Source organism: Winogradskyella sp. PG-2 (assembly GCF_000828715.1).
Classification (GTDB): domain Bacteria; phylum Bacteroidota; class Bacteroidia; order Flavobacteriales; family Flavobacteriaceae; genus Winogradskyella.
Map to the genome: position 1 here is coordinate 2,355,894 of NZ_AP014583.1, position 13,196 is coordinate 2,369,089.

The 13,196-nt window shown below is 31.4% G+C and carries 11 protein-coding genes and 1 pseudogene; 2 read left to right on the forward strand and 10 right to left on the reverse strand.

Annotated features, from left to right (window positions below):
• Positions 1-23: 23 nt before the first annotated feature.
• The 9 genes from WPG_RS10460 to WPG_RS10500 form a co-directional block, all read right to left on the reverse strand.
• Positions 24-1,430 carry a DUF1254 domain-containing protein gene (locus tag WPG_RS10460; RefSeq protein ID WP_052471224.1) on the reverse strand — a complete coding sequence of 469 codons (1,407 nt, stop codon included), beginning with the start codon at positions 1,428-1,430 and terminating at the stop codon, positions 24-26.
• A 280-nt stretch (positions 1,431-1,710) separates the two neighbouring features.
• Positions 1,711-2,562, reverse strand: a complete 852-nt coding sequence (locus WPG_RS10465; RefSeq protein ID WP_045475451.1) for an IS3 family transposase — start codon at positions 2,560-2,562, stop codon at positions 1,711-1,713.
• A gap of 13 nt (positions 2,563-2,575) precedes the next feature.
• Positions 2,576-2,932 (reverse strand): transposase, encoded by a 357-nt coding sequence (locus tag WPG_RS10470; protein WP_045472260.1) that lies wholly within the window; start codon positions 2,930-2,932, stop codon positions 2,576-2,578.
• 197 nt (positions 2,933-3,129) lie between these two features.
• Positions 3,130-4,869 carry an amidohydrolase family protein gene (locus WPG_RS10475; protein ID WP_045472263.1) on the reverse strand — a complete coding sequence of 580 codons (1,740 nt, stop codon included), beginning with the start codon at positions 4,867-4,869 and terminating at the stop codon, positions 3,130-3,132.
• A gap of 179 nt (positions 4,870-5,048) precedes the next feature.
• On the reverse strand, positions 5,049-5,795 hold the full coding sequence (locus WPG_RS10480; protein WP_171817175.1) for a trypsin-like serine protease: 747 nt from the start codon (positions 5,793-5,795) through the stop codon (positions 5,049-5,051).
• A 298-nt stretch (positions 5,796-6,093) separates the two neighbouring features.
• Positions 6,094-6,753, reverse strand: a complete 660-nt coding sequence (locus WPG_RS10485; protein ID WP_045472265.1) for a hypothetical protein — start codon at positions 6,751-6,753, stop codon at positions 6,094-6,096.
• A gap of 4 nt (positions 6,754-6,757) precedes the next feature.
• Positions 6,758-7,264 carry an RNA polymerase sigma factor gene (locus WPG_RS10490; protein WP_045472269.1) on the reverse strand — a complete coding sequence of 169 codons (507 nt, stop codon included), beginning with the start codon at positions 7,262-7,264 and terminating at the stop codon, positions 6,758-6,760.
• Positions 7,265-7,383: 119 nt separating this feature from the next.
• Complete coding sequence (locus WPG_RS10495) at positions 7,384-7,845, reverse strand: hypothetical protein (protein WP_045472272.1); 462 nt, start codon at positions 7,843-7,845, stop codon at positions 7,384-7,386.
• Between the two features lie 483 nt (positions 7,846-8,328).
• A complete protein-coding gene (locus WPG_RS10500) occupies positions 8,329-8,877 on the reverse strand; it encodes a hypothetical protein (RefSeq protein WP_045472275.1) in 549 nt (182 codons plus the stop codon).
• A gap of 345 nt (positions 8,878-9,222) precedes the next feature.
• On the opposite strand from WPG_RS10500, the pseudogene WPG_RS10505 reads away from it, so the two are divergent.
• Positions 9,223-10,190 (forward strand): annotated as a pseudogene (locus WPG_RS10505) (IS110 family transposase).
• Between the two features lie 144 nt (positions 10,191-10,334).
• On the opposite strand, the gene WPG_RS10510 reads toward WPG_RS10505, so the two are convergent.
• Positions 10,335-11,669, reverse strand: a complete 1,335-nt coding sequence (locus tag WPG_RS10510) for a S41 family peptidase (protein ID WP_045472278.1) — start codon at positions 11,667-11,669, stop codon at positions 10,335-10,337.
• 708 nt (positions 11,670-12,377) lie between these two features.
• Here WPG_RS10510 and WPG_RS10515 point away from each other — a divergent pair.
• The gene (locus WPG_RS10515) at positions 12,378-13,097 is read left to right on the forward strand and encodes a hypothetical protein (protein WP_144374452.1); all 720 of its coding nucleotides are present in this window, start codon (positions 12,378-12,380) and stop codon (positions 13,095-13,097) included.
• Positions 13,098-13,196 lie beyond the last annotated feature (99 nt).

A 13,196-nucleotide genomic window follows, 5' to 3' on the forward strand; every position in this document is an offset into this window, starting at 1 on the left:
TTTCTGATTCAAAATAATCTCGCTTAATTTTTTTGCACTCCTATTATTTCTGGCAATTTATATGCTCCATTTAATACGCTGTCATCGGGCCCATAAATGCGTAATACAGTGTAGAAAGGACCTTCAGGAATAGGCAACCAATTACCTTCTCTATCTTTGCCGGGAGAGTCCGTTTGAAAGTAAATGGTCATCGAACCGTCTTTATGCTTTTTCAATGATTTAGTTTGACTACCTATGCTGTATCTGTTTATTGAGTTTTCAACCAAAAATCGATTTGGAAGATCGTACATTGTAAAAGACCAGAAATAGTCAGATTTTGGTAATTGATCAGCAGAGAAAGTTATTGAATAATTCTTTTTACTTCCATCAAGTAATTCGCCATTAATGTCCGTTTTAAAGCTAGGATACATGGCCTGAGAAGGGTAATTTCCAAATTGTCCAACAACTACACCAACAGTTCTATTTAAATAATCTTCACCTATAACTTCTCTTGTGTTAAATAGCTTTTTACCGTCATTTGTAATAGCTATCTGCTGATCAATTTCTCTAAGAGCTTCTTCTATACCAGCATTAATCGCCTGCACAAATGAACTGTCCATTTTATTAGGTTGCCAATTTCTACCAGCTTCAACACCAATTTTTTTTGCATTTTCAAGCATCATTTGATCTGCTTTATTTGGAACGATATAGTCTAGCATAAAATTTGCGTACCTAAAGAAATTGATGTTCTTTAAGTCATTCGATTGATAGCTAATCCAATTTATATTTTCTGATATTATTTTAGGTTCAGATCCAATGTATGAACTCAATGGTTGCAAAACATATCCGTTTTGTATATACTCCATCGCTGGGATGTCATCTTGACCATTTACTCCGGTTCTAGTTAAAGTCCCAATAAACTGAGTTTCCGAATAAATTGCACGCTTAATACCTTTCGGAATTGGTCCGTCAAAGTCTTTCGTAGTTAATAGGTAATGCCCTCCATCTTGTCCATCGATAATAGATCCAGGTGCATCAATTACATACCCCCACATATCGTCCCATTGACAAACATAATACCGATTACCATCTGAAGGAGGCATGGTCAATACCCACGGTTCAATGCGCAAATCGACCCATGCCCAAGAATAGGGCGTATTATTATTTGGTGTTGGAATGTCCTTATTATCTGGGGTAGATAAGCCATAATGTTTGTATACTCCAAAACCTCCTATGTATTCTGGTGCATTATTATTAATTGCCTGATTGTACATCGTGCCATAATTATATACAAGTGGAAATAAGGCAATGTAAGTTTCTTTTGCAATGAGTTTTATTTCATTTTGATCCATTGTTTTCTCATTTTGAGTTACTACCTTTTTTTCTCCTTCATTCTTACATCCTAACAGAGAAAATAGGACAATAGAAATAGTCATTATTTTATATTTCATTTTGGTACTATTTGTTTTTGCTAACGCCCACTGTGTATGTCGCAGTGAGGCGCGCCTCACGGAAAGCCATTGTTGCGCCTGATTAGCTATACACGCTGTTGTGTGTAGTATCGTTCGGAGTTCTCGTAGACTCGACTAAATATACATAAAATTGGCGAGGTGCGACAAACAGTGGGCGTTGGTATGTAATTAGTAGAAGGGCAGCGTTTGGAAAACGCGATTCTACGTGCCGTAGGCAATTGTCTAGTCCTGAAATATGGCTAGAGGTTAAAATTGATTTTTAAGCTGATAATTTGTATACCATATTTGGTGTTTTATAATCTAAAGATAAATGTAATCTTACTTGATTGTATAAATTAATTGCATTTTTTGCAGCTCTCTTAGCGTGACTCACGTTATCAAAGGTTTGGTCTAAATAAAATTCATCTTTTAAAATTCCATTTACACGTTCTGCCATTGCATTTTCGTAACAATGATTTTCTTCGGTCATACTAATATCTATCTTTTTTCTTTTGAGTATTTGTGTGTATACATTGCTACAATACTGTATTCCTCTGTCCGAATGATGAATAAGTTGTTTAATGTTTTTAGCTTGATAAATAACCTTATTTAACGCTCTCACGCATCCTTTAAGTTCTAGACTATCACTGAGTTCATAACCTACAATTTTTCTGGAATGCATATCTGTTATTAAAGCCAAGTAACAAAAGCCTTTTATTGTTCTAATGTATGTGATGTCGGATACCCAGACTTGGTTTGATCTTGTAACTTTCATCTCTCTTATAATGTTATTATATTTATAAAACCGATGATAAGAATTAGTTGTTTTGGCACTAGTTTTCTTTCTAAGTGTAAGCATATTGTGTTTTCTAAGGACATTGAATAGTGTATCTCTACCGACTTTAAGGTTGGCCTTTGTAAATTCCTTATCTAATGATATCTTAAGTTTACGTACGCCTTCTCTAGGAAGGGATTTACGTCTTTTACTAACAATTTCAATAATCTGTTGTTCTATTTTTAAACGCTTATCAGCTCTAGATTTGTATTTATAATACGCATCTCGTTTAAGTCCAAAACAATGGGTTATGGTAGTTAAATCTGCAAATCCCTTAGATTTTACTTTAGCTTTCACTAAGGCTTTATGCTTAACTTTTTTTTTGTTTCGCAACAGACTTATAGCCTAAATCTTCAGCAGCTACCTCAAGGTAAGAATCAAGAACCATAGCATCTAAATCCTTTTTAAGTAATAGTTTTTTAAGTTGCTGAATTTCGTTTTGAAGTGCTTTAATTCTAGATATTTCGTCTTTAGTTTCCACTTTTACTCTGGTGTTCATTAAGTCTTTACGATTGTACTTTTTAATCCACTCATTGACTGTTGTGGGTGCAATAGAGTAGAGTTTACAAAGTTCGCTCTTTGTGTGTTTACCTTTACTAAGTTCATCAAGAATTTTTAGTTTAAAGGGTTCTGAATACCTTCTGATGACTTTGTCATTTTTATACATAATAATTAAAATTATGTAGCCTTTTTTTAGGACGGGTCACTATTACTTATAACGGTCTAGTGTATGAGTAACGTATTCTAAATTACTACTTTTTAGAAAGCTATATACTTCATTTGAAATAAAAAAACGGTTTGAATATTAACTCAAACCGCTATTACTTACAAATAATGCTATGCTGATTTTTATACGAATTCTTTTTATTCAATAAAATACACTTTTTTAATTTTGTCTTTTTCAATATGATAAATAGCTATTGCTTCAATTGTTTGATCTCCAAATTGAACACGTTCTTTATCAATAACAATATTACCTTGTACAATTCTTTCCTTAAGCTCACAATGTAGGTTTGGGATTTTATTAAACATTTCTGAGTATTGTTTTCTCATTTTTTTCTTACCTGTATAAAGCAGCTTGTTAGGATATGAATATACTTCAACATCATCTGCATAAGGCTTTAAAAAAGCGTCAATATTTCTAAAGTTATAGGCATTTAATTGTCTTTGCACTAAATCAGTTGGCGTGCTTTTAATAATCGCATCTGGTTTAAAGACAATTCCTTTATTGATAATAGTATTTATTTTAGTGAGGTTTTCAATGTCTTCAATTGGATTTTTATCTAATAAAACAAGATTAGCTTTCTTTCCAGTAGTTACCGAACCAAATTCATTTTCTTTATCAAAAACTTTTGCGCCATTTATAGTTGATGCTTGAATAATTTTCCAATTGTTCATTCCACTTTTTTGCATGGCTTTTAATTCTGTTAAATAAGATGAGGCATGTAAAGTTCCTATATTTCCAGCATCTGTACCAGTTGCTATTAAAACTCCAGCATCAGATAGTATTTTAAGGTTTGCCATACTAATTGAGTCCGTTTTATTTACAACCAAAATGTTTTCTGGAGCGTTTGCGTAATCTTGATATGCTTTAACAAGATTATTTTCAGATAAGTGTTTCAAATCTAATAAAGATCCTAATTGGTATGGGTCTGCTTTTTGCAACTCATGATTACTCATTTTTATTCTTTGACCGAATGTATTTAAATATGCGCTATGCGTTATTAATGTTGGACTAAGAATGATTTTGTTTTTCTTCATTAACTGTACAAAATCATCTTTTAAAATTTCGTCATCTATACTATGTACTAAAAAATCTGCACCATTTTCAACAGCTAATTGAGCCGTAATCCTTTGAGTTGCATGAACAGCTACTTTTAAATTGTTTTTATGAGCTTCATTGATAATAGCTTTAATAATTGGAAGATTTTTACGTGCACTTTTTTCAACACTTAAACCGTCTTCTCCTGCGATATACCAGATTTTTATTAAGTCTGGATTATATTTCAATTGTTCTCTAACGCCATTAATACCATCTTCCACAGTTTTTGTTAAAGTAAAAGGTTCGTCTTCTCCTAAGCCTTCAAAGACTTCTGGTTCATAGGTAGTCAATAAAGGACCAGTAATGAAAATATAAGGCGAAAATGATTTATTAGTAAAATCATTTCTTTGTTTAAGAAAATGATATGTTGCACCTACATCAACCACTGTTGTAATGCCATTTTGAAGATATCTTCTTAATTTGTTTTCCATGTCAGTTTTTGCATAGGTAATTTCTTGTTCATAGCTTTTGTGTTTTCGTAAATCAATAGCATCTGGGCGCGTATACAATCCTCCATTTTGGAAAAAATGTATATGTGAATCTATTAAACCAGGAATAAGATATTTGCCTGTTCCATCTATTACAATGGCATCTTTAGGTAGCTTTTTGTTTTTGTGATTTTGAATATTTGTTATCAAATCATCAGTGACTACTACTGTTTGGTTGGGACTTAATTTTTGTTGCTCTACATCAACTATAGTTACATTTTTGATATAGGTTTGAGAAAATATAAGGTTTGAAAAGATAAAAACTGATGAAACTAAAAGATATTTATTTTTCATGTTTTTTTAAAAAATTTGTGTTTTAATAGATTATTTGGTATTCATCTAACGTTTGTGTGTAAGAATAGTTGCGGGTTTTTACACAAGAATTTTTGAAAGTAAAAGTAGAAGTTACAAACATGCAAGATCTTGTGATTTAGCACTAAATCGGAATTGTTTTATACAATGTTATATGCTGATTACTCTATACTTTTCTCAATCCACTCTTTATAATAACTAATGCGAGCATAATATTCAGTTACTCCGTAAACACCTTCTTTTCCGTTATTTTGTTGATATGAACTAACGCCTACGATATATCTCACATTATCTATGTCAATAAAAGCAGGTCCACCACTATCTCCAGGTCCACTTACGCCTTCTAGTTCAGTTGTGTTTTCTGATTCAGGATGGTCAAAATTAAAAGTTATCCATTGATCATGAACTTCATCTATCCTATTGGTTGCTGCTCGTGTAATCTTATCCCAATTTTGAGGACCTGTTAATCCAGTTCCAAAATCGCCTCTACCTACAATGGTTATTTGTTTCCCTTTTTCGTTTTGCTTATCGTATAGTTTAGCAAAAGGAATAGTTGTTATATTTCCTTTAATTTGAATTAAGGCTATATCATTTTCTATAGACGTTTCATTTATTTGAAAATTTGGGTGTAAAATTACTTTCTCTACATCATATTTTTTATTATCAATACTCACTTGAGGTGTTTTTCCATTTTCCAATTCTTTATTTAATAAAATAGCTGCATGTGCTGCTGTTACAGCCCAATTTTCTTTAATAAGTGTAGACTCACCATCAGATAAATGACAAACTTGAGGATATGCTTTTCCTAATGCAATAAATCGTTCATCTGGCACATCGTGACGAACTATTAAACTCATTAATGAGAATGGCATAATTAGAATTAGTAGGATTGAGCTTAGTTTTTTCATTTTCATATTAGTTTAAATTTTAAAAACTCAAAACTAGAGTACTTTTTTACGCTTCTATGTTAATCAATGTTATTTGAAGTTAATGAGTGTTGTTTTTCAAATTTGACTACGTCTGCGGTTTGTATATGAAAAGTAGCAGGTTTTTAAGAGCTACTTTCCCGCTAGTAATAAAGATAGTAGAAAACAAACAAACTTTTAATTTAACCCTTAACCGCTATTTTTTATATACTTTGTTGGCTGTTCGTTCTCTTATTAGAATCTAATAAGAGTATCAAATATATTAGTACATATCAAATATTTAATTTTCAAACTTCTCAATATCATTTAAAAACTCTAAAGCTTTCATAGTTTTTGACCCTGTGAATAACCTTATCGTTTTTTTTACCCATTTAATATGTAGGTTTTTGTAGGTCAAATTATTTAAAAACCAAACTAACGGGATAATTAATAAGGAATTAACCATAAGGTATTTTAACACAAAATCAGCATCCATATTTGCATATAAGTCAATATTAAATAAAAAGTCGCTAACAACCACTACATATGACCACCATATTGGAGTAGATAAAAACATTAATTTTAAAAATAACAATCCGTGAGCATTTACTAATTCTACTTTTTTTCTTATATCAACTATTGGTTTTGCAAAGTCAATTTGTTGTAATAACGTAACTTGTCCTATGCTACCTGCTAATGCAATCAGTATGAAAATATCAACAATAATTCCACTTATCGCTAAATGTGTTTGGCCCCAATTATTTGCAATATAATTTCCCATAAATAGTGCTAGTAGAGAAAAAACTACAATTTCTATAATTCTGTACCTAAGAATACTCTGTGTGCTCTTTTCTGATTTGTCTAAATTGATACTTTTAAAAGAGGCTAGATTCAAACTTAATTTTTCATTTAGCTTCGTATCGTAAGCTGCTAATATTTTTTTTAATTCCTTTGCTTCCATGATTCTATATATTTTGAAATTGTTTTTTTAATTTTAATTTAATTCTACTAATTTTTGTGGCGACATTAGTTTTAGAAATACCAAGTATTTCTGAAATTTCCTCATAACTTTTTTCTTCCAAATACAACAGCATTAGTGCTTTATTTAGTTCGTTTAAATTATGAATGAATTCTTGTAATAGTTTTAGATGATAATTTAATTCTGATTGCTCTTCTATAGGATCTTCTTCAATTTTGAAGATAGATTCTTCATTGTAAAAATCATTTTTCATAGACCACTTTTTTTCTTTTCTATAAAAAGAGATCGCAACGTTTAAGGCAATTCTGTACATCCAGGTTGAATATTTATATTCGCTATTATAGTTATCAAACGAATTCCATAATTGGATAATAATTTCTTGTTCTAAATCCTTTCTATCTTCTTTATTTTGGCAATAAGAGTTCACAATTTTATAGATGATTTTTTTATGCTCATCTATAGTTTTTATGAAATGTTCTTTTTTAATTACCATTATTTATACGTGATTTTACTCTTGTCATGTATAAGCATCCACTCATTGTGAAACTAAATCTCTTTGTTTTATATATTATTCGAAATGCATGTGAATAAATCACACTTTTATAGGATAAATTATAACCAATTAGAAAAAGCTGTGATTGTAGTTCCTAAAATTAAACTAGAAACACCTTCTTTTAATGATAAATGTTTTTGGTTGATAGTGTCTGAATAAGCAATCCATAATGCAAGTAATGCACTGGAAAAAAATATTACGACAATATAAGTTGGGAAATTAATAGAAGTTATACCAAACCAACTCAACACAATTTCTTCCAGTACTGCAAATCCGAATACGGCTAATATTGGGTTTGATTTTGTAGGTTTTACTAATAACAATATGCCACCATAGAGCAGAATTAAGCAAATAATTAGCGGTAAAATTTGATTAAAATAGGATAGACTGAAATAACTCTTAAAAGAAAAATCAAAATATTCTTTCAAATTAGTATTTATGCCTGATTCGAATAGGAAGATTATACTAAATAGTATACCTATAGATGAAAATGCAATACCGATAATTTTTCTAGCTGTCATATTATAATAAGTTAGTTTAAGTATTATTCGCAAACTTTTGAAAAAGTCACACTTCCTATAATTTATTTTCCAGGGTGATTAAACTAACACGGTACCGGGATGAAACGCGTGAGTGACAGCCAACGCCCACTGTGTATGGCGTAGTGAGGCGCGCCTCACGGAAAGCTATTGTTGCGCCTGATTAGCTATACACGCTGTTGTGTGTAGTATCGTTCGGAGTTCTCGTAGACTCGACTAAATATACATAAAATTAGCGAGGTGCGACAAACAGTGGGCGTTGGTATGTAATTAGTAGAAGGGCAGCGTTTGGAAAACGCGATTCTACGTGCCGTAGGCAATTACATACCAACGTGTTCGTGTATAATTTCGTTGCGTTTTTAAGCAACTAAATTAGTAAATACAAACTGAATAGAAAATCCGCGAGGATTTTCGTAAGTAGGCTATATCTAGCAATGAATTATACACGGTGTTGCCAGTAGTTTTTTATTCCTTTTTGTTCAGTTCAATTGGGTTTGGGCTTTCAGGTAATCCGATTAACTTGTCATCATAAAAGTACATTTCTTGGATTTCCCCATTCCACCATTTCAACACAATACTATCTCCTCTTTTTTCATTCATTCCCATTTCAATTATTTTCAGGGAATCCACAGGATTTGGGTTTAATTCATAAATCCCATATGTGTTTGGGTTTTCTGAAATTCTTAATTGAATATTTCTGTTCTCAATTTTAAAATCATATCTAGTTTGCGAGTAAGGATTATTTTCCAAATAGGAATTCCAGAAAAATGAGAATATCCAATAACAGACTATTGTGTTAACAAAGAATAAAATTGAAAGTCTTTTTTTAATGAAGAAAACAATAATTCCAATCAGAATATTCACTCCAAATATTTCAAGTCTGTGCGATTCAACTCCGACAGACATAAATGGGTCAGGTTTAATATTACTAACCCAATATTTCATAAGTAAAATATCGATTAGCAAAATCAGAATTCCAATTCCGACTAATAATTTCGTTTCTGATTTCGTCATTCTCAAATTACCGGCAACGTGTTTGTATATGGTTTGTTGCGTGTTTAAGCACTAAAGTTAGCAAATAAAACACAGATAGAAAGTCCGCTAGGACTTTCGCAAGAAGACACTAACTAGCAATGAATTATACACGGCTTAAGTTTGTCTTTTAATAAATTTGATACTTAATCAGAAAGAATAAAAGAGAGAATTAAGGTTACTATACACGGTGAAGCTTTTGACTTCGACAACATTGATAATCCTCTCTTTTTTCTACTTTTATCACGTTCAGTTCTGTGAGACTTTAAATCTCGATTTCAAGTTGTTGTGAGTGCAAGTAGATTATTCTTTCATAAATCAGTTCTTATGAATAAATATAGTGAAACTTTTGGAATCGATATTAGTAAAGATGTTTTTGATTGTTATGGCAGTACACAAGGTCATTTACAGTTTAAAAATACAGAATCAGGTTTTAAAAAGTTTCAGAAATTATTACGTAAAGATAGTTTGGTAGTTATGGAAGCTACGGGTTACTATCATTACAGATTTGCTCAGTTTCTTTATCATCAAGGCTTTGTAGTTTCTGTAGTAAATCCTTTATCTATAAAGCGTTTTATACAAATGAAGTTAGCAAAAGTAAAGACAGATAAGAGTGACGCTAAAGCTATTTGTAACTATGGTTTAAGTCAAGAAGTTCCTTTGTATAATGCTTTAACAGAAGTTCAAAGCGAGTGTTTACAGTTGTTTAGATGGATGGATAGTTTATTAAAAAAACGAACAGCTACTAAGAATAAGATCCATGGAGAAAAGTTTTAGGGATCCCATCTAAATATGTTTACCATTCTTTGAGTAGAACCTTAAAGCATTTAGATAGAGAGTTGCAAGGAATCGATAAGAAACTATTAAGTTTAGAAGAGCAAGATCAACAAAAACAACTTACTTTGTTAAAAAGTATACCAGGAATAGGAGTAAAGACAGCTTTGTTTTTAATAGTAATTACAGATGGGTTTAAAAAATTTGAAACGGCATCACAGTTGTGTAGTTATTCAGGAGTAACGCCCACAATAAGAGCGTCTGGAAGTAGTGTTCGAGGTAGGTCAAGAATAAGTAAAGTAGGAAATCGAAAATTGAGAAATTTATTATTTCTATGTGCTTTTAGTGCTTATAAGTATAATAAAGGATGTAGAGAACTTTACGAACGAATTGTAAACAAAGGTAAAAGTAAAAAGTTAGCCATGTTAGCAGTTTTTAATAAGCTATTAAAACAAGCCTTTGCTATAGCAAAATCTGGTATTCCATATGATGAAACTCACGTTTCATTATTACCTAAATAGCATATAGTAAAATAGAATAATAAAAGCTCAAAAAACTAGCGTTTAGAATTTTGAGCCTAGCATAAAATTGTAAAAATTTAACGAAGAATTTATTTGTTTTTTAACTCAGTTCTTTGTTGTGTAACTGGCTTTATTTCCGATTGTTTATTTTTTCAAAATATAGTTCAATAAAGGGTCATCGCCGTTTATTATATTAAATAGCTGTAATTTAATTTCTTTATCTGGAATTATGCCTTTATCTAATTTCAATTCAGGAACATTGACAGATTCCCTTTCTGTTCCTATTTGCAAACCAAGTTTTGTGTATTTTAGTGCTGTTGCTCCTCTACCTGGATGCGTACTGTATGTACCTCCTGTTTCTTCTCCAATTATCATGGCTAACTCATTATGTTTTACAACTGCTAACATTTGCCCTGTTGCAGATGCACAACGTCCATCAGTTAACATATATGTTTTAATATCACTAATATTATTGGTTGTTTTTGGTTTTACAGTTATTGGCCTATTTCTACTTTTATTCAAATCATTGCTTTCATAAAAATTAACTTCTTTATTAATAAGATAAGATAATATGTGTTTGGTGCATTCAGGATTTCCACCTCTATTTCCTCTTAAATCAAATGCTACTTTACTTATATTTTCATCTTTTATTTTTTTCATATAAGTATCTATCTCCTCCTTGAAAAAATCGATATTTTGCCTACCTCTTGGGAAGTAATTGAAATTTTTAATCTTGATAATAGCAGTTTTATTTTCTTTATTCATCACTATCCCTAATCTTGGCTTATTGTTTATTTCTACTTTATAATTAAGGGCTGGTTCATTAATAAGAAATGATGTTATGAATATTTTTTCAGAATTATAAGGCTTAAACTTTATTTTGTATTCAGAATCAAAACCAAAATAAGTGTGGTAGTAATACAGAAAGTTTATATTCAAATCTCCTCGATAAAAACTTTCATTAAAGGCATCAGCAGAAATTGTTGATTTTAAAGTTTTTAAGATTTCGCTTGATGAAATTCCGTTAATTTCTATTATTTCAGAGCCTGGATTCATTTCAATATTTTCAACACAATTGTTTGTTGCATACATTTTTTCGTTTTCAAACCATACAATTAATGGTAACCAATACTTATATGGTGTTCTGAAAAAGCGAGTATCGACTATTCGTGTGTGTAAACAGCCTAAACTTGCAACTATAGGGGACGTTACTTGATAAAACTCCTTAACAGTCATTGAATCTTTTAATTTATTCCGTTGAATATTTACAAGTTTCTCATAAGAATCTTTACTAATAAATTCAAACTGTGATGGATGTTCTTCTAGTGTTTCTAATAATTGATTAAAATCTTCTATAAGTTTTTCCTTTTCAATCTTAGTATTATGCTTTGTTATGATTGAATCCTTTATGCTTATGTTTTGAGCTTCCGTAAGTAAACTACACGATAAAAAAACTATAATTAAAAGAAAATTTCTCATAGAATGGAATATTAAGCGAAAGACAAATATAACTAAATATTTAGTTTAAACTAAATATTTAGTTATATTAAAAATGTTGTTGATTTATCTCAATATTTTAATAGTTACCAAAGATTGATAACTAATTGATGATAATACTTTATTTCCTTGTCTTAAATATAAAGGTCAAAAGTTTTTTTAGCTTGTTGCCAACGCCCACTGTGTATGGCGTAGTGAGGCGCGCCTCACGGAAAGCCATTGTTGCGCCTGATTAGCTATACACGCTGTTGTGTGTAGTATCGTTCGGAGTTCTCGTAGACTCGACTAAATATACATAAAATTGGCGAGGTGCGACAAACAGTGGGCGTTGGTATGTAATTAGTAGAAGGGCAGCGTTTGGAAAACGCGATTCTACGTGCCGTAGGCAATTATATACCAACGTATTGGTGTATGATTTCGTTACGTAGTTTAAACACTAAATTTAGCAAATAAAACGACGGTACACGAACTAGCAATGTCTCGAGCGCAGCGAATGGGTGAAATAATCATACACGGTGTTTGCTAACGGTTTATTTCCTTTTCAATTATTTGTATTTTTTATTTGAGGGTAAGTCGTCCCATTTTTATTCGTACCATGATAGCAAATCTATGACTTTCGATTTGTATAGAATTAGTTTAATTTGTAATTTCGCACCACAATTAAATGTCTTTAAATTATATGTCTTTTCCATGAAAAAAATTTTATTATTACTCGCAATGCTTCCTTCATGCCTTATGGCCCAAGAAAAAATAGGAAATAAAATCTATAAATATGGTGATCTTTACCATGCCATAGAGGGTACTTCACTAATATCATTTGAGAAAGCTGACGCAAAATCAATGAGCAAAACCCTTGACTATTTCGCTAAGGCTAGGGCAAATGTAAAATCTATGAATTCTCTTTTTCTACCAGGTTCAGATGTGAGTGAGGATGAGTTTAGTAGAGTACTCGATGAAAATAAAATTGAAACGTTAATAGTAATTGAAATTATTGATTCTTCAGAAGCCAATATGATTAGAACAACGTCCTCTGCTTATGCCGTGGTCAACAAGAAAAAAGAAATATCTGGCTCTTCATCCAGTGAAAGATCTGGCTCTTCATCTAGTCAAACATCTGGTTCTTCATCTTATGGACGTTCTAGCTCTTCAGGTAACGCTTCATATAATGCAAAAGCCAAGTTAAAGTCTACCTCTTCATCTGGCTCTACGAGTACCACAAAAAATAGTAATTATACTACTGAAATGAGTTTGCGTTTAACTATTTTCTCTAAAAAAGATAGTTTTAAAGCACCTGTTGCTGTGGTTGAAGGAAGAGCAACCAATGGCAGTCCAGACACCACTGATGATCAAATTGCGAGACGAATTGTTAGAAGAATGGTAAAAGCTTTAGACGAGCAGAGAGCCTTTTAGATATAACGGTGGGGCTAAACAAAAAATAAGTCATTATTAAAATAGCCCTCCCAACCGCATCCTGTTATCTTTTGCCAAAATAGGCTTAAAACATTTGTC